Here is a 23,552-nt window from a genome sequence, read left to right on the forward strand (position 1 = left end):
ACTTTTATAACTTACTATATACTTCATCAGAAACTTCTTCACACCATTCATTACTTGTTTCCTCGCCTGGAACTTCTACTGCAATATGACTAAACCATGAATCAGCTTTTGCACCATGCCAATGCTTTACCTCTGTTTGGATTGTAATAACCATACCTGGTTCTAAACTAACAGCTTCTTTACCTTCCTCTTGATACCATCCACTACCTGCTGTACAGATTAAAATTTGTCCACCACCACTTTTGGCATGATGTATATGCCAATTATTTCTACATCCCGGTTCAAAAGTTACATTAGCAAGAAATACTGCACTTTCACCTGGCTTTGTAAGCGGATTTAAAAATGAATCGCCTATAAAATATTTAGCATATGCATTATTGGGCATACCCATTCCAAATATATTTTCTTTTTCAAATTGCTCTTTATTTGCTACTTTCATGTTATTACCTCTTTCTAAATAATTTATTATTTTTTACTTTGCAATTTCATTAATTGCTGAAATGGCATTTAAAGATCTAGGAAAACCAATGTATGGAAGACATTGATAAATAGCTGAAATCAATAATTCCTTACTATTTCCAACTTCAAGATTACCTCCTACATGAGATTTTACTTGATTATCACATCCACCCAATGCAGATATGCAAACAAAAGTTATAAGTTCTCTTGTTTTTAAATCAAGAACTTTTCTAGTATAAGTATCGCCAAAGCAATAAGCTGATAAATAATCTTGCATTATCTTTTGTTGCCCTTGTGCAGACGCTCTCATCTTATCAATTCTTTCTCCAAAAATTGATTTTTGCACACTAATCCCCTTTTCAAGTCTATTTTCTTCCGTAACAACACCACTATGTTCTAAAGGCATTAAAATATTTTTTTCATCAAAAACTTTTTTAAGAATTTCTAAACCCTTCTCAGCTTTTGCAAATCCAATGTACGGAACCCCTTGATGAAAAACTTCTAAAAGTTCTTGTGGCTTTACTCCAATATTAAGTGCTACACGAATTTGCTCTTCTAAATCTTTTCCTTCCACAGTTGCAAGAACCGCTACTGTAACAATACTTCTTAATTTTTCATCCATATTTCCTTGCTTCCACACTTCACCATAAATAAAGTTATTCTTTACAGTTTCAAACTCATCAAAAGATTTAGCTAATGAATTTTCTTTAACACCAAGCTTTTGCATCATTTTATTTGCTTCTTCTACTCTATTCATTAAAATTACCTCCCTAATAAATATTTCTAAGCAAATCCCTTTACCTTACCCATAGTTTACTCCTTAAAGTCCACTCTAAGTCAATACATATTGTATTATTTTTTTTAACTTAAAAATAATACACAATCCTTATGATATTTTTATCTTTTATTCAATATCAATCTTCATGTCTCTATAATAATACTCCATATCTCTCTCATTAATTTCTCTTAAAACTCTACATGGATTACCAACAGCTACTACATTTGAAGGAATGTCCTTTGTTACCACACTTCCTGCACCAATTACAGTATTATCTCCTATTTTTACACCTGGAAGTATTATCGAGCCTGCACCAATCCAAACATTGTTACCTATATATATTGGTAGATTAAATTGAGCTTGTTTTCTTCTTAACTCTGGATGTATAGGATGTGTAGCTGTGGCAACAATTACATTTGGAGCAAACATAACGTTATTTCCAACAAATATTTCTCCATCATCAACTAAAGTAAGATTAAAGTTTGCATAAACACCATTTCCAAAGTGAACATTTTTTCCTCCCCAATTTGCTCTAAGAGGCGGTTCTATATAACAGTTGTCACCTATTTCATTAAACATTTGTTTTAATAATTTATTTCTCTTTTCCATCTCTGATGGGCGTGTTTGATTAAAATCATATAATAAATCTGCACACTTGCCTTGTTCTTTTAATATTTTTTCATCATTACAATAATACAACTTTCCGCTGTATTGTCTTTCTATTATCTCTCTTAATTCCATTTTATCTCCCCCTAATAAATTATATCTTTATATTATTATAAATCTTATAATTTACTATTTAAACAAAAAAAGTAAATTATTTATTAAAATTTTTATAACTAAAAAAGTTGTAGCTATAACTACAACTTTTAATTAATTATCTCTATCTTACTTCTTATAATTTTTAAAATTCAAACTCTGGATTGTTTACATCCACAACCCCAAATTTTATTTGGCACTCAAAATTTTCTTGTAATAGTTCTACTAATTCATTCATTGCATTAACTACACTATCATAATTTTTATCTTTAAATCCATCTATCGGAAAAAATATATCAGTAGTTTCTTCTGTAATTTTGCCCTTTTCACTTTGTCTCCAAATCCATCTTCTAGTTCTAACTTCATTGCCAACACAATAAATTAATTCACCATCTTCTAACTCTTCCTCTTCTTTTGACCCAAACGCTACAAATTTATCCCCTTTTTTTGAAAATCTAATACATATATCATCTTTTAAACTCCCAATATCATGAGCACCAAGAGTAACTACATTCTTTATTGATACAGCATTTCCTAAATCAACAATTGGGTTTATGCTAGGAAAACCTTTCTTTTTTAATATTCTTGTCATTATAGCTTCTATAGAACACATAAATTTATTAGGATTTATTCCTAATTTTAATAATGAATTTCTATAATCGATTATTTCATCTATTTCTTTTGCTTTTTTATCCTTAAATTTTACCTCTGCTGACGCTATATTATCTTCTAGAATTTTAGCTATTTTCTTATTCTCCTTATTATTAACACCTCTTGCTACTATAACTCCAAAACATACATTATCCATTTTTTCAAAAACTTCTTTTGACACACTAAATTTCATATCATTTCACCTCAAATTATAATTAATCTATATTAAACTTTTAATAAAAAAGTATGTAACAGGAACAAGTAGTGATGGCAACAAATTTAAAACATTTATTTTTTTAATCTGTAATATATTTAATCCTGAACTTAATATTAAAACTCCACCAACTATTGATATCTCATTTAATAAAGCTGGTGTTATATATGGTGAGATAATATCTGCACATAAATAAATTGAACCTTGCCATATGAATAATACAAATGCAGAAATCCCTATTCCTATTCCATAATTTGATGCTAAAACAACTGAAGTTATGCCATCTAATATAGCATTAGTGTATAATAACGTATTATTTCCATTTAAAGCACTCTCAAGAGGCCCTAAAATAGATAAAGCACCTGCACAAAATAATAGTACTGCTGTAGATAATCCCTCTACTAAATTGCCCTTAGAAAATTTTGATGTAAGATTATTAACTCTTTTTTCTAATGCTAATGCTTCTCCAATAAGTCCACATATCGCTAAACTTATAATAAATAAAACAGGATAATTACTATCATTAATTCCTTTTACTGCCGAACTAACTCCTAAAAGCGCAGCCGATAGCCCCATAGCTTTTAACATAATATCTTTATATTTTTCTTTTATTCCATTTTTTAAAATAGTTCCTAAGATACTTCCAATTATAATAGCAGTGCAATTTACTATAGTTCCAATCATATCAACACCTCCAGTCACTTACATCTCGATTATAAAGGCTCTAGTAACTGGAGAGTCAAATCATTTTACCAATATCTGAATTTCAGTTATAAACTCTGATTTTTTTTGTGGTTAATCCAAAATCAATTAATGCTATTTCTATCGAATCATCCGCAATCTCATACTTATTTTTTTCAATATATTTTAAAAGTTTATCATAATAAGATGGTGAATCCTTATGATTTCCATTAAAACGAATAGTAACATAAGTTCCCTTAGGCAAAATTTTTCTTAATTGCTTGTTATACTCTTCTCCATCTGTAAAAGAAAAAATAGAATCATACTCATTAAATCTTTTTCTTTTTAAATTATCCTTAGAAATTGATACACCTATTTTTCCATTGAAAATAGATGCCTTTTTTCTACTCTTGTTTTCTAAATTTCTAATCGATAATTCTAAATCTTTATTGCATTTTATTTTTTCCTTTAGTAGAATAATATTTCTTTCATCAAATTCAATTTCCTCAACGATATTTAATTTATCATAATTTGTTGCATAATTAATTTGTTTTAACCTATTTTCAATTTTTCTTTCTATATATTGGAGTTCTTTTATCTTTTCTACTGTAATCTTTTTTTGCTCTTCTAATAATTGTGTTATATTATCAATACTACGTGTGCTTAAATGAAATTTTATTTTATTTAAAGGCATTCCAAGAGCCTTTAAATACATTATTGTATTTAACTGTTCAAACTGATCCGCTGAATAATATCTATATTTATTAAACTTATCTATAAATATAGGCTTAAATAAATTAATTTCATCATAATATCTTAATGTTTTAATATTGATATCAAATAATTTTGATACCTCACCAATTGTGAATAAGCCATTCATACATTTTCCCCCTCTTGCTATTTATTATTGTAAATATAATATAACCTAAAATTTTCTTTATTAATAAAACTGCACATGAAAAAATCCTCCTTCTAAAAACCACATACAGATTAATTAAAATCTAAGGTTCTTAAAAAGAGGACTTTTATATAACAAATCTCTAAGAATATATATTTAAAACTAATGATTAGTATAAAAATTCTTTTAACAGTCTATAATACAAAAGAATTTCTTGATTTTAGATTGCTCAGATACTGCGATTATCTATTGAATTTACATCTGTGCCATTACCTATAAAACCTACAGCTTTATTTACTTTTGACAATAGTTTGTGCTAAAAAATATACAAATATAATCCGCTTAAATCACGCTATTTTTACATATATTATTTAAATTTTAATAGCCAATTATCAATATTCCTTTTAACGGTAATTGTAATCTATCACTTGCATATAGTGCATCAAAAAATTTACATACTTCTTCAAAATCATAATTTGTTCGTTCCCTGTTATTCTTAGTTTTTGTTTTGTATTCATTTCTAACAGCTATAACCAAATAATCAACATCTTGCATCATACATGCTTGAAATAAATCCTTTAAAAATTAATTATTCATTACTCCTCTTCCTGCTTCAACCTCTATAACAGTTTTTTCTTTTTCATTATATGCATCAGCCTTAAAAGCTTTTTCTAATGAATTATTCCTTCCAAATAACACTGGAACTTGGATTGTTCCATCTTCTTTGCTTTCAACTCTATACCCTATATTCTTTAAACCATCTTTACACACACTTAATACTTCATTACTTTTAAGTTTTTTATCATCTATAGAAGATATAGTATCATAGCTATTAATAAAAACATTTATAATATTTTTTAAATTATTAGTGACCATGTTATTCTTAGGATAATATTGATAGTTTAACATATATTATTTCCCCCATTTGGTGTAAAGTGTTAATCACTACACAAGCTCATCTATTAATTATTTCATCCAAAATAATCATATACAATTTTAGCAAAAACCGCACTATTTATGGTACGGTTCATTCTTCATTATTCTAAATCCTCTATAAATCTGTTCAAGTAACATCACTCTAAATAATTGATGAGGAAAGGTCATTTTAGAAAAGCATATCTTCTCATTTGCTCTTTTTATAACCTCTTGAGAAATACCAAGACTACCACCTATAATAAATACAATATTTGAATTTCCTACAATACCTTGATTCTCTATAAAATTAGCAAACTCTTCTGATGTTAATTGCTTTCCTTTAAGATCCATAGCAACTACAAAAGCATTTTCTTTTATTTTTGATAAAATAGCTCTACCTTCTTTTTCTTTTATTAATTCTTCTTCCTTCTCAGATGCATTATCTGGAGTTTTTTCATCTTGAAGTTCTATTATATCTAGCTTACAATATCTAGTTAATCTTTTAGAATACTCAGCTATTGCATCTTTTAAATATCTTTCTTTTAACTTTCCTACTGAAATTATAGTTATATTCATCAATTTTCTCCATTCTTATAACCTTTACACTTTTGAATTTTATCCACAAATACTAAAAAGTTATCCACATATTTTATTTATTATTGTGAATATACTGTGGAAAACCTTTTTTATATAATAATTAAACTTAATTAAAATTAATTTCTTACTTCAGTATTTATTTACTCATAAACTAAGTTAAGGCCACTAGAATTTCTAGCAGCCTCTATTCGTTGCGTATTATTTACCACAACATTTTTTATATTTCTTTCCGCTTCCACAAGGACATGCGTCGTTTCTTCCGATTTTATTTTCATTTCTAACTATCTTAGATTGTTTATAAGCTGTAGCTATCTCTTTTCTCTTTTCTACGGAGAAAATAGCTTCCCATTGTGGTAAGTCAAATAAATATTCAGCTTTAGCATCTAACATATTGAAATAAAGTTTTTCAAAATCTATATCAAAAACTAATTCTTCATCAGCAGTTACTTTCTCTAAATCGTATGGAGTCTTTAAACTATCATTTATTCCATCAACAAATCCCATTATAAATTCAATACTTGCATCAAACTCTTTAGCAAGATTAGTTATACTAGATTTTTTTACTTCACTATGATTAGCTAGAAAATTTTTATATATTCTAGTTTCTATATCGCTATACTCTTTCCAAAAAGCAGCTTCTCCTTTAGTTTTTACATATTCTACAACCATGTCTGTCCATTGTTTGTATAAGCTCATAATTTACTCCTCTTTTTCTATAGTTTTTAATTTACTTAAATTATAATAATTAAAACCATTTGTTTCAATACATAATATGTATTTTCATAATTTACTTATTGTCACAAATTATCCATTAACCTAAAACTTAATATAACTACTTGGCTTATTTCTATCAGCTAATTTAATATCTAACTTTCTCTCACTAATTAATGACTTTTCATCTAATATATTCTTTACTGCTCTATATGCAAGTTCTGGTACATTATTTGTATTGCTTAAATGACCTAAAACTATTTTTCTACACTTATTATTTTGCTTTAATATGTCTAAAAGAGCACTTCCACAATCTTCATTACTCAAATGGCCTATTTCACTTAAAACTCTTCTCTTTAAGCTGTATGGATACGGGCCATACTTTAGCATCTGAATATCATGATTTGCTTCTAAAAGTATTACATCTGATTCTGCTAAATTATTTTTAATTTCATCAGTAAATGTACCTATATCTGTGGCTATACTTGCACTCTTTCCTTTTGAATGAAATGTATATCCCATAGGAGATATTGCATCATGCGGAGTATTAAAACAAATTACGTCTAAATCCTTTATAGTTGTAATACTCCTTTTAGGTATAACTTTTATGTTGTGTTCTTTTATCTTTCCTATAGTATTCTCCATGGCATTCCATGTTTTTTCATTCGCATAAATAGGTATGTCAAACTTTCTTGATATTATTCCTACGCCTTTTATATGGTCTATATGTTCGTGGGTTATAAATATTCCATCTAGCTCATTAGGCTGTTCATTTATTTGTTCTAGTGCTTCTATTATTTTTTTACCTGATAATCCAGCATCAACTAAAACTTTTGTATTTTCTGATGATATGAACATACTATTTCCACTACTACCACTATATAATGAGCAAAATATCATAAGCTTCCCCCTATTTTAATTATCTTCTTGTTATTTTCGCACCTAGCTTTTTAAATTTATCTTCTATATGAGGATATCCTCTATCTATATGTTCTATACTAGTGATTTGAGTTTCACCTTCTGCTATAAGCCCAGCTATTACTAAAGCTGCACCAGCTCTAAGATCAGTTGCATTAACTAAAGTACCAGTTAAAGTTTCAACTCCATCTATTATGGCAGTTCTTCCTTCAACCTTTATTTGTGCTCCCATCTTTTCAAGCTCATCAACATGCTTATGCCTATTTTCCCAAATTGTTTCTACTATTAAACTTCTTCCTGGAATGCTTGATAATAATGTACACATTGGTTGTTGCACATCTGTTGGAAATCCTGGATATGGTGCTGTTTTTATACTGATTCCCTTTAAAGGTCCATCAACATATACTCTAACACTATCGTCTCCCTCTTCAACCTTTGCTCCCATTTCAATAAGTTTAGCGCTAATTGAATCTAAATGTTTAGGAATTACATTCTTTAAAACAACATCTCCTTTTGTTGCTACTGTTGCTATCATGAATGTTCCTGCTTCTATTTGGTCTGGAACTACACTATAGTTACATCCACTTAGTTTTTCAACGCCTCTTATTTTTATAACATCAGTTCCTGCACCCTTAATATCTGCTCCCATGGAGTTTAAGAAGTTAGCAACATCAACTACATGTGGTTCCTTTGCAACATTTTCAAGTGTTGTTGTTCCTTCAGCTAAAGTAGCAGCTATCATAAGATTTATAGTTGCTCCAACGCTTACTACATCAAAAAATATATTTGTCCCAACTAATTTTTCAGCCATTATATTTACAGCTCCATGTTCTATTGACACTTTTGCTCCTAATGCTTCAAAACCTTTTATATGTTGGTCTATTGGCCTAACCCCAATTGGACATCCCCCTGGAAGTTCAACCCTAGCTTCTTTAAATCTAGCTAATAAAGCTCCTATAAAATAGTAAGATGCTCTCATTCTTCTTACATCTTCAGTACACGCATTAACTGTATCTATAGTTTGTGCATTTATCTCTAAAGCGTTAGAATTTAACTTGTTAACCTTTGCTCCTAAGCTTTTTAGTATTCTTTCCAAGCAATGTACATCTTCTATGTCAGGAACGTTATCTATAACACATTTTCCTTCACTTGCTAATATCGCTGCTGGTAACAATGCTACTGCGGCATTTTTAGCACCATTTATTTCAACCTCACCACGTAATGAGCTACCACCATTTATAATTAATTTTTCCATAAAATTCACCCTTGCTATTTTTTTATATCTGATTTCTAATTAATTTCATTTGGTTTTAAAATCTTTCTTATCAACAAAGTTATTATATGCTATAATTATTTAATAAATTTAAATAATTTAACTTTATTGTATAATTAAAACTAAAGATTTTTAGTAACTTGAGTTTTTTAATTTATTAATATTCTTTTAATTTTAAATTACTCATACGTTTCATTATATCATAATAAACCAATATTTAAAGTTTTTTTTTAATTCTATCAATTATATATAAAAAAACTACTTTTTAATATTAACTTATCATAATTAACTTAATAATTATTTAATCAATTTTCAATGAATAATTATATATTAAAATTAAAATTATACTATAAAAGTAATTACATTCATTATATTTATAAATATTTATTTTTATACCCATTGGGTTTTAGAAAGGGTTTTTATGTATGAGATACTATTTAGTAGCCACTTTAGATTTTGATTCAACAAAATCTATAGAATTTTTACAGAGGAATATTCAAAGAAAATATAAAATTTCAAGAACTTCTTCTACTTTTTATATTCCTTTAGAAACATTAGAAGATCCAAACGTTGAAAAGTTAGATAACATACTAAAGAAACTTATTAAACCATACAAAAAATTTAAAATTGAATTAACAGGTGATTTAAATTATCACGATTATTTAAATAAATCAGCTAGCCTTAGAATAGAGAATAAGGGATATATTAAGAAATTACATAGATCTTTAAATGATATGTTAAAACTACATGGCTTTTCTATTAGAGAAAATATTGATTCTCCATTATTTATGCCATTATCTTTTAATTCTCTTGGAAAGCCTATCAAAAAAAGTGAACCAATTAATCAATTTTTACCACTTAGAACAGCTTCTAAAAGAAATGTAGTTAAAGTATCTAATATAGAACTTTGGAAATCTACGCATAATAAAAAAGATAACATAATTAAAACTTATACCCTTCCATCTTATTAATTTTTATATCAATATAAGAGATATAAGAAAAGTTAACTTCTTACATCTCTTAATTTTTTACTAAATTTACTGAATTTTTATTATATATTCGTTTTCTAAGCTTTTCAATTATCAAAATTTTTTGTAAAATTACTATTAGGAATATTTTCGAATAATGCCAAGGGGGTTATTTTATGTATTTAAAAGATTTCTTCTCCCATGAGAAGGATTTAATGAAAAATATCTTTATAGATAAAAGCCTAACTAGCTATAAAATTAATACTAGAAAGCACTTATCTTTACAGGTTAAAATTAGTAATTTAGCAGCTGAAACTAAATGTTTTAAATATTGGATATCTAATGATGATAATTTAGTTTCCCCAAATATTGTTCTAAAAAAATATATCGACTGTTTAAGTCTTATACTTGGAATTGGTATAGATAAAGGATATGATAATTTAGAATACATTGCTGTAAAACCTAATGATTATTGTTTGAGCGATCAATTCTTAAATTTACTTATTGACACAAATGACTTAATAATCTCAAATTCAATGGATCATTACAAAACATTACTTGAAGATTTCATTAGCCTTGGAATAACTCTTGGATTCTCAAGTTCTAAAATAAAACAAGAATTTTTTCAAAATAAATTTTGCAAAATTGCTCTCTAATTTTTAGAGAGTTTTTTTTTATTTTGGAAATACTATGTTTATCTAACATTTAATATTTTTAGTCTTTATGTACCATTAATAAATCATATAAAAATGTTACTTTAAACATAGTAGGAGGTGTTCTGTTTATGATAGCAATAATACTTGCTATTATCTCTGGGGCTGCTATGAGCATTCAGGGAGTTTTAAACACAAGATTAAATGAAAAAATAGGACTTTGGGAAGCTACAACTATCGTTCAAGGTTCAGCTTTTGTTTTATCTTTAATCATCATGTTTTTTATTGGAAAAGGCAATATGAAAGGTTTAGTATCTGTTAATAAAATTTATCTTCTTGGAGGGGTTTTAGGCGTAATTATAACATTTACCGTTATAAAAACTGTTGCAGGTCTTGGTCCAACATATGGTATAGCCACTATTTTAGTAGCTCAACTCGTAGTCGCCGCTCTCATAGATGCCTTTGGATTATTTGAAACACCTAAAATAACATTTTCATTAAATGAATTTATAGGCGTTGCTGTTATGATTGCAGGGATTATAATATTTAAATGGAAATTTCATTAATACTAAATTTTAGATATCAAAAACTTACTCTCATTCATAATATATAATATTATAGTATTTTAAATGGGAGTAATAATCATGTTTTCATACAAAAATAAATTAGATAATAATCTAAAATTTTCTTTAGAAAAATCCTATTACACGTCATATAGAGTGATTATAAAATGCAAAAAATTTGTAAATGACATGAAAAAAAAAATAAAATCACTAAAAGGTGTAGTTTTAAACAGCGTAGACTCACTCTCTATAATTTGTGCTATATTAACTCCTAGGTCTATAAATAGACTCTTAGAATATCCCGAAATTGAATTTATTTCTTTAGATCCGTATGCATTTTTATGTGGATTAAGCTTAAAAACTGCCAATCATATAAACTTACAAATGCCAGCTATAAAAAGTGATTATATAAATATAGGCTTAGTAGATAGCGGAGTTTATCCTCATCCAGATTTAGTAAAACCTTTTAATAAACTTGAACATTTTGTTGACTTAATAAACAATTATAAATATCCATATGATGATAATGGACATGGTACAGCAGTAGCTGGAATTATATGCGGAAGTGGAATTTCATCTGAAGGAACATACAAAGGTATAGTTGAAAAAGGTTCTATTTGTTGCTATAAAGCATTTAATTCTACCGGAAAAGGTTTTATATCAGATATTTTATTCGCAATAGAATCTTTAATAATGGATACTTCTTTAAACATTAGAGTTTTATGCCTTCCTTTTGAAACATTTGATAATAATCCGTTTATATTAAATTGCTTTGAGTCTATCTTTGAATTAGCTGAATTTAAAAATATAATTCCTATTGTAGCATCTGGAAGCAATTTAAACCTAGAAAATTCTATAAAGGGCATAGCATTATGTAAAAATTGTTTAACTGTTGGCGGATTAAATACTACTAAACATGAAATTGAACCTTATAATTTTTCATCATCAGGAAATAAAAATCTAAAAAAGCCAGAACTTAGTGCAGCTTGTTCTGAAATACGCTGCTTAAATTCTAATGCCTCATATATTCCCGAAAATAATGGGATTAAGCTTTATCCTAGAAAACTTAATGATAATTATATAACTTTTAGTGGCACTTCCTTAGCTTGTGCTTATATTTCAGGTCTTTGTGCTATTTTATTAGATAATACTCCTAATTTAACTTTAAAAGATTTACGTTCTTTAATCACCTTAAGCTGTAATGAAATAGAATATTATTCAAACGATACAGTTGGTGAAGGATATTTAGACCTAAAAAGATTTTTTAAATCAATTTTATAAACAAGTATTACATGTTGTTATCAAAAACTGTCTTTGATATAATTATTATACTTATATAGCATAACTAACAGCAGAAAGGAGTCTAAAAGTGAGTACTTTTATGCTTAAAAACTCAGCTAATAACTTCACTCCAGTCAATAATGTATTTATAGATAAATATATGCTAAAAGCTCGCGGTGAGTTTGTAAAAGTGTATATACTTTTATTAAAATATAGCATGAGCGGTGAACCTGGAATAAGTTCTTCAATACTCGCTGCTAAACTTAACCTTTTAGAATCTGATATTATGAACGCATTATCATACTGGAATGAAGAAGGCGTGATAAAATTAAATCCAATAGATAAAATGAATAATTTTAACATAGAATTTATTGATTTAGTAGACTCAGAAGATACCTACAAAAAAAATATAGATCTTTTGTCAGCACTATCTCAATCAAATAACAAAGATATGCTTAGAGACATAGAAAACCTTATAGGAAGAACTCTTTCTCCCTCTGAAATGTCTAACTATTTATCTTGGCAAAGTGAATTTAATTTTTCATCTGAACTTATATTAATCCTTATAGAATACTGCTTATCTAAAGGAAAAAATGATTCTAGATATTTTGAAAAGGTTGCCCTTTCTTGGTTTGATGCAGGAGTTAAAACAGTAGATGATGCTCAAAACCTTATAACAAAACATGAAGATAAATGGACTAAAATAAGAAATATTTTGAATTATTTAGGTATAAAGAATTCTGATATTATGAAACCTCATCAGGATATGATAGAAAAATGGCTATTCCAATATAATTTTTCTATAGAAGTTATATTAAAAGCTTGTGATATTTGTTCACAAAGGCTAAATAGAGCAGATTTTAGATATATAGATGGCATACTTGCTAAATGGTTTAAAGATAATATAACTACTTTAGAAGATATAGCTACTAAAGATGTTAATAAACAAACTCAAATACAAAATAATAATTATAAAAATAATAATATTAATTTTCATAAAGACAAACCTTCTAACTTTGCTAACTTCACTCAAAGACAATATGATTATGATAAGTTAGAAAAACAACTTTTAGGATGGGATGATGGTGAATACGACGATGATTAAGGGATATCAAACTAAACTTATGAATTTATATGAAAAAATACGTCAAGAAGAAAAATTATCATTAGAACAAAGAACTAAAGAAATTGAAGATAAGTATCCTGAAATAATGAAGCTAGAAAAAAACATAGCAAAGCAATGTTTAAATCTATCTATGTGTGCACTAAAAAATTCACCTAACAAAGAAGCTGAACTTAATGAACTTCGAGAAAAAATAGAAGACTTAAGAGCTAAAAAGTATGAAATGCTTGTTGAAAGAGGATATAGTACTGATTATTTAAATCTTCACTATAGATGTCCAAAATGTCAAGATACAGGTTACATAGGACCTAAAAAATGTACTTGTTATAAAAACAAACTTATAAAAGTTTATTATGAAAATTCACATTTAGAGGATACTTTAAGAGTAAATAATTTTAGTAGTTTTTCTTTAGATGTTTATTCTAACAAAAGGACAGATAAGATGTTTTCTCCAAGGGAAAATATGCAAATAATATTAAATTCAATATCAAATGAATATATTCCTAACTTTAAAAATATAAACGATAATCTCCTTTTCTACGGAAGTCCTGGAACTGGGAAAACATTTTTAACCTATTGTATTGCAAAATCTCTTTTAGATTCAGGTTTTTTGGTTATATACAGAACATCAGATGAACTAGTTAAAAATTTAAGGGAAATAAAGTTTGAAAATAACATAGAACTAGAAGATTTGCTTGTAAATTGTGATCTTCTTATAATAGATGATTTGGGAGCAGAACAAATAACTGACTTTACAAGAACAGAACTTTTCAATCTATTAAATAAAAAATTACTTCTTAATAAAAAAATGATTATTTCCACTAACTTAAATATTTCTGAACTTACAACTATGTATATAGAAAGAATAACATCAAGACTTTTTGGAAACTTTAGATTGTTTAATGTATATGGTGACGATATAAGAATTAAAAATAATACTAAAGAAATACGAAGTAAAAAAAATTTAACTAAAGTGCAAAATGCAAATTCATCCTACTATAAATTCTAGGATGAATTTCTTTATGTAAAATAAAAAAACTTCAACACATATGTTGAAGTTTTTTGGAGCTGGCAATAGGAATCGAACCTACAACCTGCTGATTACAAGTCAGCTGCTCTACCGTTGAGCCATGCCAGCAAATATGGCGATTCAGAAGGGGCTCGAACCCTCGACCTCCGGCGTGACAGGCCGGCACTCTAACCAACTGAGCTACTGAACCGTATTTTTTTAAAATGGTGGTCACAACAGGGATCGAACCTGTGACCCTCTGCTTGTAAGGCAGATGCTCTCCCAGCTGAGCTATGCGACCTTAAAATGGTGACCCGTAGGAGAATCGAACTCCTGTTACCACCGTGAAAGGGTGGTGTCTTAACCGCTTGACCAACGGGCCTTAATGGCGATTCAGAAGGGGCTCGAACCCTCGACCTCCGGCGTGACAGGCCGGCACTCTAACCAACTGAGCTACTGAACCGTATTTTTTTAAATGGTGGTCACAACAGGGATCGAACCTGTGACCCTCTGCTTGTAAGGCAGATGCTCTCCCAGCTGAGCTATGCGACCTTAAAAATGGTGACCCGTAGGAGAATCGAACTCCTGTTACCACCGTGAAAGGGTGGTGTCTTAACCGCTTGACCAACGGGCCTTAATGGCGATTCAGAAGGGGCTCGAACCCTCGACCTCCGGCGTGACAGGCCGGCACTCTAACCAACTGAGCTACTGAACCGTATTTTTTTAAATGGTGGTCACAACAGGGATCGAACCTGTGACCCTCTGCTTGTAAGGCAGATGCTCTCCCAGCTGAGCTATGCGACCTTAAAAATGGTGACCCGTAGGAGAATCGAACTCCTGTTACCACCGTGAAAGGGTGGTGTCTTAACCGCTTGACCAACGGGCCTTATAATTAACATTTCCTATATTCGGTTACCCGACATAAATATAATACAGAAAAACTAAAGAAGTGTCAACTATTTTTTTTAACTTTTTTTAATATTTTCTCTTTTTATTTATCATTTAGTATTTTTATACTACTTAAACTGTATCTTAACTATTATATTTAATCACTATTTAAACATTTTCATTAATATTGCTTTTTATTTCTTTAAACATATTTAATTCTTTATTTTTATTTTCTATATCCTTTTCTAATTTATCAATATTAAATTTACAAAATTCCATTAATTCATCTTCTGTTAATTGTTTTACATCATATCTATAACTATCTTTTTTAAATTTTTCACCATTAACACTTACTTGTATACTATATTCATGATTTAGCATAATAACCATTTCTTTTTCCCACATTCCTCTTTTATTAACAATTTTAAAACTATCTTTTAAAACTTTAAAATCGACTATTGTATCTTGTATTAATTTTTCTAACTCATCAAAAAGATATTTATAAAATACTACTGAAATTCCTCTGTTTATCTTTATTTTTAATAAATATCTATGCTTTATTAAAAAATCATCAAATTCATTTTCACTAATAAATTCAACATCATCAGTTTTTAAAATTTCTATACCTTTTTCCCCTGGATAATTAACAACCACCTGATCATAATTCATACGTCTGACCTTAAATTCTCTTCCCTCGTCTAAAGAATTATTATCTTTAATTTTTATTTTCATAAATACGTTTCTCCTTTTTTGATTAATCCTCTAAAAAATTTAATATTATTTTTATTATTCCATGAGAAAACACAATATATGATATAAAACTATTTTATTTTGATTGTTTTTTTATTTTTTAAATACTTATATGAAATTTATTAACTTTTGTTTATAATAGTGTTACTAAAATATTTTAAGGAGAATTTTTATGATTTATCATGATTTAATAGTTTTAGGCGGTGGTGCCTCTGGACTTATCGCTGCAATAACTGCAAAAGATCTTGGCATGGATGTAGCTATTGTTGAAGGTACTGATAGGATTGGTAAAAAACTTTTGACAACTGGTAATGGAAGATGTAACATAAGCAATTCTTCTATAAAACCACCATTTATAAATTTTCATAGCAATAATAATAACTTTTTTGATTTTGCATTAAATTCTATGACTGTTGAAGATACAAAAATATTCTTTCTAAATTTAGGTTTACCTTTAATAGAACTTGAAAATAAAAAAATTTATCCACAATCTTTACAAGCCTCATCTGTTATAGATATTTTTAGATTGGCATTAGAGGATAGAAATATCCCTATTTATAATAATTTTAAAGTAAATTCTATAATTAATAAAAAAAATAAATTTAAATTATCCACAAAAAATAATGAGTATGATAGCATATCCTGTGGAAAACTTATCATTTCCTGTGGAGGAAAATCAGCAATTAAAACAGGTTCTGATGGAAGTGCTTATAATATTGTAAAAAATCTTGGGCATAAAATAATCACCCCTATTCCATCTATTGTTCAACTTAAACTTCAACATAAAAGCTTAAAAGCTTTATCTGGAATTAAATTCAATGGTTATGCTGAAGTTATTTCTAATGAAAAATCTTTTAGAAAAGAATTTGGGGAGATATTATTTACTGACTATGGTATTTCTGGCCCTCCTATCCTTCAAATATCAGGGACTGCCTCAAGGCTTTTATCAAAAGGAAAAGATGTTTACATAACAGTTGATATGATGCCTGAAAAATCTATAAATGATATAGAAAATTTTCTTGAAGGGCATTTTGCTATATTTTCTCATAGAGCTGTAATAGATTCCTTGATAGGTATAATAAACAAAAAACTTATTCCAATAATTTTAAAAGAGACTGGAATTACAGAACTTCATAAACCTTGTTCTGAACTTACTTGGCAAGAAAAAAAGAAACTATTTTCTCTTATGAAATGTTGGAAATTTAAATGTTTGGAAACTAATGGTTTTTCTTCTGCTCAAGTTACAGCTGGAGGAATTGATACAAAAGATATAAATAATACTACTTTAGAATCTAATTTAGTAAAAAATCTTTATTTTTGTGGTGAGATATTAGATGTTGATGGCGATTGTGGTGGATTTAATTTACAATGGGCTTGGAGTTCTGGATTTTTAGCTGGCAAAAGTGCTTCTCTTAACTGATTCCTACTTCATTAAGTGCTGATTTTGAAAGGAAATTATCTTTTCTAAAATCAACACTTATTTATAAAATACATATTAATTTATCTTAAACCAAAAGCTTTCAACAGATGTTAACTTTTCTCCTGAATCTGATTTTATTATATGTATTGATTTTACTGTATTGTCATCAATTTTTTTCAATTCTCCTTGAACTAAAACATTATGACCATATTGAACTTCCTTTTCAAACTTTACTTTCAACTTATTAATTTTGTAATTTTCTATAATTTCTAATGGCATACTGTCTATTACCCACTCCATATATTTAACATTGTTAACATGTTTATTACTATCTATATGTGTATGCTCTATATTGTAAATTTTATTTATATCAATTTTATCTAATTCGTCTATGTGTAATTTACTTCTCAAATTCTTTAAATTACCCTTATCTAATTTATGTGCAATATAATACTTATCATCCGCACTTTTTAACCTTCTTTTTTCAAGATCAATTAAAAACCATATTGAATCACATTTAACCAGTAACTCTCCATCCTCACTATATATTTCAAATCCTCTTAATCCATAAAATCTACGAATAGTTTCAACAAAAGTTCTCACCCTTATCTTATCTCTATATTTAGGGTATCTTATAATGTTTATATCATAATCAAAAAGAACCCATGCTTCTCTACTTTCAAGCATATCACCCATAGAAAATCCTAGAGATTCTTCTTGCTTTATTGCTATATCCGAAAAAAAATGCAATATGGACGTTATGTTACTCTCCAACCTTGAATTAGTATTCCAATAAGCTATTTCATACTCTTTTTCGTAAAAATTATTCATCTAATCACCCCTTTAAAATTTATATAAAAGACTATATCAAATAAAAAGCCAACTTTCAATATTTAAAAGTTGGCTTAATAATTTAGAATATATGTTTTATTGATACTTTATTTTAATTAATTTAATTTACAAATTTTATTTGAAATATCTATTTAATAGACCTTCAAATCCTCTTCCGTGTCTAGCTTCATCTTTAGCCATTTCATGAACTGTATCATGAATTGCGTCTAATCCTAATTCTTTTGCTAATGTTGCTAAATCTTTTTTACCTTGAGTTGCTCCGTGTTCTGCATTAACTCTTAATTGTAAATTTTCTTTAGTGCTGTTTGTTACAACTTCTCCTAATAATTCAGCAAATTTTGCAGCATGTTCTGCTTCTTCAAATGCATATCTCTTATAAGCTTCTGCAACTTCTGGGAATCCTTCTCTATCTGCTTGTCTTGACATTGCTAAATACATTCCAACTTCTGTACATTCTCCTGCAAAGTTAGCTTGTAATCCTTCTATTATTCTTGGGTCAACGCCTTTTGCGATTCCTATTCTATGTTCATCAGCAAATACTAAATCTCCTGATTGTTCCATAAATTTATCTGCTCCAACTTTACATATTGGACAAACTTCTGGAGCTTGTTCTCCTTCATAAACATATCCACATACTGTACAAACAAATTTTTTCATAACTATAATTCCTCCTAATTTCTTAACATCTCTTTATACTTATACATCATTTAACATTTCTCTTATGTAAGTGTTTGTTTTGTTCCACTTATCTTATGAATTTATTATATAATAATTATTATTAAATAACAATAGTTTTTTAAATATTTTTTTATTTTTTTTATTTTATTTAGCTTTAATAAAAATAAATTCCATTTATCCATCTATATTAAAATAATGATTACAAAATGAATTATAAAAAAATGCCTTAGGCTAAGCCTAAGACATTTTCTTATTTTATAATATTATTTATTTAAAGCTTCTATTAAAGCTTCTATATTTAATCCATGAACCATAGCAGCTTCTTCTAAGCTTTCAGCTTGTGATGAAGGGCATCCTATGCATCCCATTCCAAAGCTCATTAATATTTGTGCAGCATCTGGTTTAGCTTGTAATATTTCTCCGATTCTCATTTCCTTTGTTATCATTATATACTCACCTCATATTTTATTATTAAATGTTTTACAATAACTTTAAATTTATTATAACTCTAAATCTATTTAAATACAAGTAAAATACTCTGATTTAATATAAATATATTTTGTTAAACTTTATTGACCAATATATAATAGAAATTAAATATTTTTTTTATAATTTTTTAAATCAAAATTTTTTACTATATCCTCTATAACAACTCTATCTGGAGGATTTATATCAAAAGTCTTAGGAAAGGCTTCTTTACTAAAAAATACTGCATTTTTAGTTTCGTCTTCATCTAAAATAATCTCCCCTTCATAATCAAAACATATAAACATAGCTGAAGCATTATATATCTCATGACCATTAGGATACTTATTGTAACACTCCTTACCTGAATAAACATTAAAAAGCTTTAAAGTTTTTAGTGTTAACCCAACTTCTTCTTTTGCCTCTCTAATTGCAGCTTCCTCAAAACTTTCACCAAGCTCTAAACTCCCCCCTGGGAAACCCCATTTAAGGTTATCTGTTCTTTGTTGTAGTAGTATTTCACCTTTATTATTTACTATAATTGTCCCTGCTGATGTCATTATCAAAGGTCTTGATGGATTTTTCAACTCTTTTCTTAATTCTAAAATATATCCCATATCTATAATCACCAACTTTCTCTTTATTTATACTATTTAGATTTAGAATATACTCTAAAATAATTATACTATGATATTTAAACATATCTTTCATATGATTATGATTTAGTAATTTTTCTAAAATCAATAAAACAAAAACAAGAGTTGTATTAAAATACCTAATACAACTCTTTTCACATTTATACTATATATTAAAGTTCCTTTGTTATTCTTATAGTTTGATTTCTCTTTGGACCCACACCAACTATACAAATTTTAGTACCAGTAATATCTGCTATTCTATTTAAATATACTTTGGCGTTTTCAGGTAATTCTTCATAGCTTCTAGCATTTGCTACATCTTCTCCCCATCCATCAAACTCTTCATATACAGGTTCACATTTAGCTAAATCCTCTAAGCTAGCTGGGAAATAATCTATTATTTCTCCATTTAATTTATATCCAGTACAAACTTTAAGTTTTTCAAGACCTGCAAGTGTATCTATTTTAGTTACAACTAAAGATGTCAATCCTGAAACTCTAGCTGCTGTTTTTACTATAACAAGGTCAAGCCACCCACATCTTCTAGACCTTCCTGTAGTAACTCCATATTCATGTCCTTTTTCTCTTATCCACTCACCAGTTTCATCTAAAAGTTCTGTTGGGAATGGTCCTTTACCAACTCTTGTAGTATATGCTTTAACTATTCCAACAGCGTTTGTTATCATATTAGGGCCAATTCCTGTTCCACTAGCAACTCCACCTGAAGTTGTATTAGATGATGTAACATATGGATAAGTTCCATAGTCAATATCTAAAAGCATTCCTTGCGCACCTTCAAAAAGAACATTTTTATCATTTTTTATTTCATTATAAATTCTAACTGAAGTATCTTTAACAAATGGTTTTAATCTCTTAGCATATTCTAAATATTCAGTAAATATTTCATTAAAATCTAATGGCTCTCCACCTAAAAGTTTAATATAATCATTTTTCATCTTTATGTTAATTTCTAATTTTTCTTTAAATTCATTCTCATGTAAAAGATCTGATATTCTTATTCCTGATCTTTCAACTTTATCTGTATAACAAGGTCCAATTCCTTTGCCTGTTGTCCCTATATCATTTTTCCCTCTAGCTTTTTCTTTTAAAACATCTAGTATTTTATGATAAGGCATTATCACATTTGCTCTGTCACTAATTACAAGCTTTTCTGGAGTAACCTTAACACCTAAACCTTCTAAATAATCTATTTCCTCAAATAAAGCCTTTGGATCTACAACAACACCATTACCTATAACATTTAATTTTTCATCATGTAATATACCAGAAGGAATTAGGTGTAACTTATATTGCTTATCACCAACTTCTACTGTATGTCCAGCGTTGTTTCCTCCTTGGAATCTAACAACTACATCAGCCTCTTCTGCTAAATAGTCTGTCATTTTTCCTTTTCCTTCATCGCCCCATTGAGCTCCTAATACAATAAATGCTGACATAAAAAATTTCCTCCTTAAAATAAAAGAAACACGTTCCTTTAATTATGTAAACACCACCGTTTGTTCGGATTTATTTACAGGAGTAATATTCGTATTTTTTAGTATTTTTTATATTTTTTATTACTCCATTACCATATTATCAAAGTATTTTACCTAGGTCAATGAAAATATATCGTATATTTTTTTCTTACTCAAAAATATAATTCGTGATTATTTTTATAATTTCCAATTTTATTTTTAATAAGCAATTAACTTATTATTAACTTAATTTTCTACTTTAATTTACTTTATTAAAAATAAGTTATGACATAAAATGATATTATATATGTTATTATTTTTAAAGGAGGGATTTTGTGCAAAATTTTGGAATTTTTGATATAATAGGTCCTATTATGATAGGTCCATCTAGTTCTCATACAGCAGGTGCCGCAAGACTTGGAAAAGTAGCTAAATCTATATGTGGTCATAACAAGCTAAAAAAAGTAACTTTTTTACTTCACGGTTCTTTTGCAAAAACTTATAAAGGCCATGGAACAGACAAAGCATTAGTTGCTGGTATCTTAGGAATGGAACCATCTGATGTAAGACTTAGAAATTCATTAGATATAGCTAAAGAGCAATCTCTAGAAATTGAGTTTAAAGAATGTGATTTAGGTAATGAACACCCAAACACAGTTAAATTTTTAATGACTACTGTTGATAATACTTATTGTGAAGTTATGGGTTCGTCCATAGGCGGTGGAAACATTAGAATTACAGAAGTTAATGGAAATAGCTTAGATTTTAGCGGTGAATACCCAACTCTTATAATATCTCAAAAAGATGTACCTGGTGTTGTTTGTAAAGTATCTGAAATTGTGTATAAATACAATGTTAATATAGCTTTTATGAAAGTATTTAGAATTGAAAAGGGCAAATCTGCTGTTATGATATTTGAACTTGATAACACTCTTGATGAACACATTATTGAAGATATTAAGAAAGTAGATTACGTGAATAAAATTATTGTTTTAAACCCTGTTGAAGGAGGTATCTCTTAATGTTTGCAAGAAATGGTGAAGAACTTATACGTATTTGTAAAGAAAACAATATTTCTCTTTGTGAATACGCTATTTTACATGAAATTGAAAATAAAGGTTCAACTAGAGAAAAAATTATAGAAAATATGAAACTTGTTTTAAATGTTATGAAAGATTCTACTAGTAAAGGACAAGAATCTGAAATTTTTTCCGTTAGTGGTCTTATTGGGGGAGATGCTTATAAACTAAAAAAATACCTTGAAAAAGGCAATACATTAACTGGTGAAACAATGGTTAGTGCTATGGCTAAAGCCCTATCCTGCTCTGAGATTAACGCTTCTATGGGAAGAATCGTAGCATGTCCTACTGCTGGTTCCTGTGGAATCTTGCCAGCTGTTATATTAACTGTTGGTGAAAAATTAAATCTTTCTGATGATGAAATGATAAAAGGTCTTTTAACAGCCTCTGCCGTCGGAATGATTATAGCTCAAAATGCAACCCTAGCTGGTGCTGAAGGTGGATGCCAAGCTGAATGTGGATCAGGCGCTGCTATGGCTTCTGCTGCTACTGTAGAAATGATGGGCGGAACACCTGAAATGGCATTAAATGCTGCTGCAATTGTATTTAAAAACATATTAGGCTTAGTGTGCGATCCAATAGCTGGTCTTGTAGAAGTTCCTTGTGCTAAAAGAAACTTTGCAGGTGCTGTAAGTGCACTTACTACTGCAGATTTAGTCATGGCTGGTATCACTAGCAAAATTCCTTTTGATGATACTGTTGAAGCTATGTATAGGGTTGGACGTGATATGCCTGCTTCTTTACGAGAAACTGCAATGGGTGGTCTTGCAATAACCAAAACTGGTCTTGAACTTAATAAAAAAGTTTTTGGGGATAAAAAGTAAAACTTAAAATAAGCGTTGGTTTTAACTAAGAT

27 protein-coding genes and 10 tRNA genes are annotated in these 23,552 nt (G+C 28.4%); 9 read left to right on the forward strand and 28 right to left on the reverse strand.

Going from position 1 to position 23,552, the window contains the following annotated elements:
* Positions 1 to 4: 4 nt before the first annotated feature.
* From DR020_RS06275 to DR020_RS06325, 12 genes are all read right to left on the reverse strand, one after another.
* Positions 5 to 439, reverse strand: coding sequence for a cupin domain-containing protein (locus DR020_RS06275; protein ID WP_112365537.1), 435 nt, complete (start codon positions 437 to 439; stop codon positions 5 to 7).
* 33 nt (positions 440 to 472) lie between these two features.
* Positions 473 to 1,216 carry a carboxymuconolactone decarboxylase family protein gene (locus DR020_RS06280; RefSeq protein ID WP_112365538.1) on the reverse strand — a complete coding sequence of 248 codons (744 nt, stop codon included), beginning with the start codon at positions 1,214 to 1,216 and terminating at the stop codon, positions 473 to 475.
* Positions 1,217 to 1,363: 147 nt separating this feature from the next.
* A complete protein-coding gene (locus tag DR020_RS06285; protein WP_055259073.1) occupies positions 1,364 to 1,978 on the reverse strand; it encodes a sugar O-acetyltransferase in 615 nt (204 codons plus the stop codon).
* A gap of 163 nt (positions 1,979 to 2,141) precedes the next feature.
* Positions 2,142 to 2,840, reverse strand: coding sequence for a B3/B4 domain-containing protein (locus tag DR020_RS06290; protein ID WP_112365539.1), 699 nt, complete (start codon positions 2,838 to 2,840; stop codon positions 2,142 to 2,144).
* A 27-nt stretch (positions 2,841 to 2,867) separates the two neighbouring features.
* Positions 2,868 to 3,545, reverse strand: coding sequence for a DUF554 domain-containing protein (locus DR020_RS06295; protein WP_112365540.1), 678 nt, complete (start codon positions 3,543 to 3,545; stop codon positions 2,868 to 2,870).
* A gap of 82 nt (positions 3,546 to 3,627) precedes the next feature.
* The gene (locus DR020_RS06300) at positions 3,628 to 4,422 is read right to left on the reverse strand and encodes a MerR family transcriptional regulator (protein ID WP_235865670.1); all 795 of its coding nucleotides are present in this window, start codon (positions 4,420 to 4,422) and stop codon (positions 3,628 to 3,630) included.
* 396 nt (positions 4,423 to 4,818) lie between these two features.
* Complete coding sequence (locus tag DR020_RS12410) at positions 4,819 to 4,998, reverse strand: hypothetical protein (protein ID WP_207655890.1); 180 nt, start codon at positions 4,996 to 4,998, stop codon at positions 4,819 to 4,821.
* A gap of 27 nt (positions 4,999 to 5,025) precedes the next feature.
* Positions 5,026 to 5,349 (reverse strand): hypothetical protein, encoded by a 324-nt coding sequence (locus DR020_RS12415; protein ID WP_207655891.1) that lies wholly within the window; start codon positions 5,347 to 5,349, stop codon positions 5,026 to 5,028.
* A 102-nt stretch (positions 5,350 to 5,451) separates the two neighbouring features.
* Entirely contained in the window at positions 5,452 to 5,931 is a 480-nt protein-coding gene (gene rlmH, locus DR020_RS06310) for a 23S rRNA (pseudouridine(1915)-N(3))-methyltransferase RlmH (protein ID WP_058993573.1), read from the reverse strand.
* Positions 5,932 to 6,150: 219 nt separating this feature from the next.
* Positions 6,151 to 6,648: an SEC-C metal-binding domain-containing protein gene (locus DR020_RS06315; RefSeq protein WP_055259084.1), complete on the reverse strand. Its 498-nt coding sequence runs from the start codon at positions 6,646 to 6,648 to the stop codon at positions 6,151 to 6,153.
* A 120-nt stretch (positions 6,649 to 6,768) separates the two neighbouring features.
* The gene (locus DR020_RS06320; protein ID WP_055259085.1) at positions 6,769 to 7,563 is read right to left on the reverse strand and encodes an MBL fold metallo-hydrolase; all 795 of its coding nucleotides are present in this window, start codon (positions 7,561 to 7,563) and stop codon (positions 6,769 to 6,771) included.
* Between the two features lie 19 nt (positions 7,564 to 7,582).
* A complete protein-coding gene (locus DR020_RS06325; RefSeq protein ID WP_112365541.1) occupies positions 7,583 to 8,836 on the reverse strand; it encodes a UDP-N-acetylglucosamine 1-carboxyvinyltransferase in 1,254 nt (417 codons plus the stop codon).
* 443 nt (positions 8,837 to 9,279) lie between these two features.
* Between DR020_RS06325 and DR020_RS06330 the strand changes: the two genes are divergently transcribed.
* From DR020_RS06330 to DR020_RS06355, 6 genes are all read left to right on the forward strand, one after another.
* Positions 9,280 to 9,825, forward strand: coding sequence for a hypothetical protein (locus DR020_RS06330; protein WP_055259087.1), 546 nt, complete (start codon positions 9,280 to 9,282; stop codon positions 9,823 to 9,825).
* A 173-nt stretch (positions 9,826 to 9,998) separates the two neighbouring features.
* Positions 9,999 to 10,478, forward strand: a complete 480-nt coding sequence (locus tag DR020_RS06335; protein WP_055259089.1) for a dUTP diphosphatase — start codon at positions 9,999 to 10,001, stop codon at positions 10,476 to 10,478.
* 128 nt (positions 10,479 to 10,606) lie between these two features.
* Positions 10,607 to 11,041: a DMT family transporter gene (locus DR020_RS06340; RefSeq protein ID WP_055259091.1), complete on the forward strand. Its 435-nt coding sequence runs from the start codon at positions 10,607 to 10,609 to the stop codon at positions 11,039 to 11,041.
* A 78-nt stretch (positions 11,042 to 11,119) separates the two neighbouring features.
* The gene (locus DR020_RS06345; RefSeq protein ID WP_112365542.1) at positions 11,120 to 12,319 is read left to right on the forward strand and encodes a S8 family serine peptidase; all 1,200 of its coding nucleotides are present in this window, start codon (positions 11,120 to 11,122) and stop codon (positions 12,317 to 12,319) included.
* An 88-nt stretch (positions 12,320 to 12,407) separates the two neighbouring features.
* Positions 12,408 to 13,424: a DnaD domain protein gene (locus DR020_RS06350; protein WP_055259094.1), complete on the forward strand. Its 1,017-nt coding sequence runs from the start codon at positions 12,408 to 12,410 to the stop codon at positions 13,422 to 13,424.
* Positions 13,417 to 14,451 (forward strand): ATP-binding protein, encoded by a 1,035-nt coding sequence (locus DR020_RS06355; RefSeq protein WP_055259096.1) that lies wholly within the window; start codon positions 13,417 to 13,419, stop codon positions 14,449 to 14,451. The genes DR020_RS06350 and DR020_RS06355 overlap by 8 nt, the downstream gene beginning before the upstream one ends.
* 54 nt (positions 14,452 to 14,505) lie before the next feature.
* On the opposite strand, the gene DR020_RS06360 is transcribed toward DR020_RS06355, so the two are convergent.
* The 11 genes from DR020_RS06360 to DR020_RS06410 all read right to left on the reverse strand — a co-directional run bounded on the left by DR020_RS06360 (position 14,506) and on the right by DR020_RS06410 (position 16,071).
* A tRNA-Thr gene (locus DR020_RS06360) sits at positions 14,506 to 14,580 on the reverse strand.
* 5 nt (positions 14,581 to 14,585) lie between these two features.
* Positions 14,586 to 14,662: transfer RNA gene (locus tag DR020_RS06365), tRNA-Asp, on the reverse strand.
* A gap of 14 nt (positions 14,663 to 14,676) precedes the next feature.
* A tRNA-Val gene (locus DR020_RS06370) sits at positions 14,677 to 14,752 on the reverse strand.
* Positions 14,753 to 14,758: 6 nt separating this feature from the next.
* Positions 14,759 to 14,833: transfer RNA gene (locus DR020_RS06375), tRNA-Glu, on the reverse strand.
* A gap of 4 nt (positions 14,834 to 14,837) precedes the next feature.
* Positions 14,838 to 14,914 (reverse strand) — tRNA-Asp (locus DR020_RS06380).
* Positions 14,915 to 14,927: 13 nt separating this feature from the next.
* A tRNA-Val gene (locus DR020_RS06385) sits at positions 14,928 to 15,003 on the reverse strand.
* Between the two features lie 7 nt (positions 15,004 to 15,010).
* Positions 15,011 to 15,085, reverse strand: a tRNA-Glu gene (locus DR020_RS06390).
* A gap of 4 nt (positions 15,086 to 15,089) precedes the next feature.
* Positions 15,090 to 15,166 (reverse strand) — tRNA-Asp (locus DR020_RS06395).
* A 13-nt stretch (positions 15,167 to 15,179) separates the two neighbouring features.
* A tRNA-Val gene (locus DR020_RS06400) sits at positions 15,180 to 15,255 on the reverse strand.
* 7 nt (positions 15,256 to 15,262) lie between these two features.
* Positions 15,263 to 15,337 (reverse strand) — tRNA-Glu (locus tag DR020_RS06405).
* A gap of 170 nt (positions 15,338 to 15,507) precedes the next feature.
* Positions 15,508 to 16,071, reverse strand: coding sequence for a hypothetical protein (locus DR020_RS06410; RefSeq protein WP_112365543.1), 564 nt, complete (start codon positions 16,069 to 16,071; stop codon positions 15,508 to 15,510).
* A gap of 190 nt (positions 16,072 to 16,261) precedes the next feature.
* Here DR020_RS06410 and DR020_RS06415 point away from each other — a divergent pair, with 190 nt between their 5' ends.
* Positions 16,262 to 17,509 (forward strand): BaiN/RdsA family NAD(P)/FAD-dependent oxidoreductase, encoded by a 1,248-nt coding sequence (locus DR020_RS06415; RefSeq protein WP_112365544.1) that lies wholly within the window; start codon positions 16,262 to 16,264, stop codon positions 17,507 to 17,509.
* 75 nt (positions 17,510 to 17,584) lie between these two features.
* Here the strand turns inward: DR020_RS06415 and DR020_RS06420 are convergent, their stop codons facing one another.
* The 5 genes from DR020_RS06420 to DR020_RS06440 form a co-directional block, all read right to left on the reverse strand.
* Positions 17,585 to 18,340, reverse strand: coding sequence for an acyl-[acyl-carrier-protein] thioesterase (locus DR020_RS06420; RefSeq protein ID WP_058993683.1), 756 nt, complete (start codon positions 18,338 to 18,340; stop codon positions 17,585 to 17,587).
* A 135-nt stretch (positions 18,341 to 18,475) separates the two neighbouring features.
* Positions 18,476 to 19,018: a ferritin family protein gene (locus DR020_RS06425; RefSeq protein WP_058993685.1), complete on the reverse strand. Its 543-nt coding sequence runs from the start codon at positions 19,016 to 19,018 to the stop codon at positions 18,476 to 18,478.
* Positions 19,019 to 19,302: 284 nt separating this feature from the next.
* Positions 19,303 to 19,485, reverse strand: a complete 183-nt coding sequence (locus tag DR020_RS06430; protein WP_055259107.1) for a DUF1858 domain-containing protein — start codon at positions 19,483 to 19,485, stop codon at positions 19,303 to 19,305.
* 147 nt (positions 19,486 to 19,632) lie between these two features.
* Positions 19,633 to 20,133, reverse strand: a complete 501-nt coding sequence (locus DR020_RS06435) for an NUDIX hydrolase (protein ID WP_305792274.1) — start codon at positions 20,131 to 20,133, stop codon at positions 19,633 to 19,635.
* A gap of 179 nt (positions 20,134 to 20,312) precedes the next feature.
* Positions 20,313 to 21,599 (reverse strand): adenylosuccinate synthase, encoded by a 1,287-nt coding sequence (locus tag DR020_RS06440; RefSeq protein ID WP_055259108.1) that lies wholly within the window; start codon positions 21,597 to 21,599, stop codon positions 20,313 to 20,315.
* Positions 21,600 to 21,952: 353 nt separating this feature from the next.
* Here DR020_RS06440 and sdaAB point away from each other — a divergent pair, with 353 nt between their 5' ends.
* A complete protein-coding gene (gene sdaAB / locus DR020_RS06445; RefSeq protein ID WP_058993692.1) occupies positions 21,953 to 22,639 on the forward strand; it encodes an L-serine ammonia-lyase, iron-sulfur-dependent subunit beta in 687 nt (228 codons plus the stop codon).
* A complete protein-coding gene (gene sdaAA, locus DR020_RS06450) occupies positions 22,639 to 23,520 on the forward strand; it encodes an L-serine ammonia-lyase, iron-sulfur-dependent, subunit alpha (RefSeq protein WP_055259112.1) in 882 nt (293 codons plus the stop codon). The genes sdaAB and sdaAA overlap by 1 nt, the downstream gene beginning before the upstream one ends.
* Positions 23,521 to 23,552 lie beyond the last annotated feature (32 nt).

The organism is Sarcina ventriculi (assembly GCF_900456775.1).
Taxonomy (GTDB): Bacteria; Bacillota; Clostridia; order Clostridiales; family Clostridiaceae; genus Sarcina; species Sarcina ventriculi.

Bases quoted from the DNA above. Each gene is read 5' to 3' on its own strand.
- DR020_RS06275 (WP_112365537.1), bottom strand. From the start codon at position 439: ATGAAAGTAGCAAATAAAGAGCAATTTGAAAAAGAAAATATATTTGGA.
- DR020_RS06280 (WP_112365538.1), bottom strand. From the start codon at position 1,216: ATGAATAGAGTAGAAGAAGCAAATAAAATGATGCAAAAGCTTGGTGTT.
- DR020_RS06285 (WP_055259073.1), bottom strand. From the start codon at position 1,978: ATGGAATTAAGAGAGATAATAGAAAGACAATACAGCGGAAAGTTGTAT.
- DR020_RS06290 (WP_112365539.1), bottom strand. From the start codon at position 2,840: ATGAAATTTAGTGTGTCAAAAGAAGTTTTTGAAAAAATGGATAATGTA.
- DR020_RS06295 (WP_112365540.1), bottom strand. From the start codon at position 3,545: ATGATTGGAACTATAGTAAATTGCACTGCTATTATAATTGGAAGTATC.
- DR020_RS06300 (WP_235865670.1), bottom strand. From the start codon at position 4,422: ATGAATGGCTTATTCACAATTGGTGAGGTATCAAAATTATTTGATATC.
- DR020_RS12410 (WP_207655890.1), bottom strand. From the start codon at position 4,998: ATGATGCAAGATGTTGATTATTTGGTTATAGCTGTTAGAAATGAATAC.
- DR020_RS12415 (WP_207655891.1), bottom strand. From the start codon at position 5,349: ATGTTAAACTATCAATATTATCCTAAGAATAACATGGTCACTAATAAT.
- rlmH (WP_058993573.1), bottom strand. From the start codon at position 5,931: ATGAATATAACTATAATTTCAGTAGGAAAGTTAAAAGAAAGATATTTA.
- DR020_RS06315 (WP_055259084.1), bottom strand. From the start codon at position 6,648: ATGAGCTTATACAAACAATGGACAGACATGGTTGTAGAATATGTAAAA.
- DR020_RS06320 (WP_055259085.1), bottom strand. From the start codon at position 7,563: ATGATATTTTGCTCATTATATAGTGGTAGTAGTGGAAATAGTATGTTC.
- DR020_RS06325 (WP_112365541.1), bottom strand. From the start codon at position 8,836: ATGGAAAAATTAATTATAAATGGTGGTAGCTCATTACGTGGTGAGGTT.
- DR020_RS06330 (WP_055259087.1), top strand. From the start codon at position 9,280: ATGAGATACTATTTAGTAGCCACTTTAGATTTTGATTCAACAAAATCT.
- DR020_RS06335 (WP_055259089.1), top strand. From the start codon at position 9,999: ATGTATTTAAAAGATTTCTTCTCCCATGAGAAGGATTTAATGAAAAAT.
- DR020_RS06340 (WP_055259091.1), top strand. From the start codon at position 10,607: ATGATAGCAATAATACTTGCTATTATCTCTGGGGCTGCTATGAGCATT.
- DR020_RS06345 (WP_112365542.1), top strand. From the start codon at position 11,120: ATGTTTTCATACAAAAATAAATTAGATAATAATCTAAAATTTTCTTTA.
- DR020_RS06355 (WP_055259096.1), top strand. From the start codon at position 13,417: ATGATTAAGGGATATCAAACTAAACTTATGAATTTATATGAAAAAATA.
- DR020_RS06410 (WP_112365543.1), bottom strand. From the start codon at position 16,071: ATGAAAATAAAAATTAAAGATAATAATTCTTTAGACGAGGGAAGAGAA.
- DR020_RS06415 (WP_112365544.1), top strand. From the start codon at position 16,262: ATGATTTATCATGATTTAATAGTTTTAGGCGGTGGTGCCTCTGGACTT.
- DR020_RS06420 (WP_058993683.1), bottom strand. From the start codon at position 18,340: ATGAATAATTTTTACGAAAAAGAGTATGAAATAGCTTATTGGAATACT.
- DR020_RS06425 (WP_058993685.1), bottom strand. From the start codon at position 19,018: ATGAAAAAATTTGTTTGTACAGTATGTGGATATGTTTATGAAGGAGAA.
- DR020_RS06430 (WP_055259107.1), bottom strand. From the start codon at position 19,485: ATGATAACAAAGGAAATGAGAATCGGAGAAATATTACAAGCTAAACCA.
- DR020_RS06440 (WP_055259108.1), bottom strand. From the start codon at position 21,599: ATGTCAGCATTTATTGTATTAGGAGCTCAATGGGGCGATGAAGGAAAA.
- sdaAA (WP_055259112.1), top strand. From the start codon at position 22,639: ATGTTTGCAAGAAATGGTGAAGAACTTATACGTATTTGTAAAGAAAAC.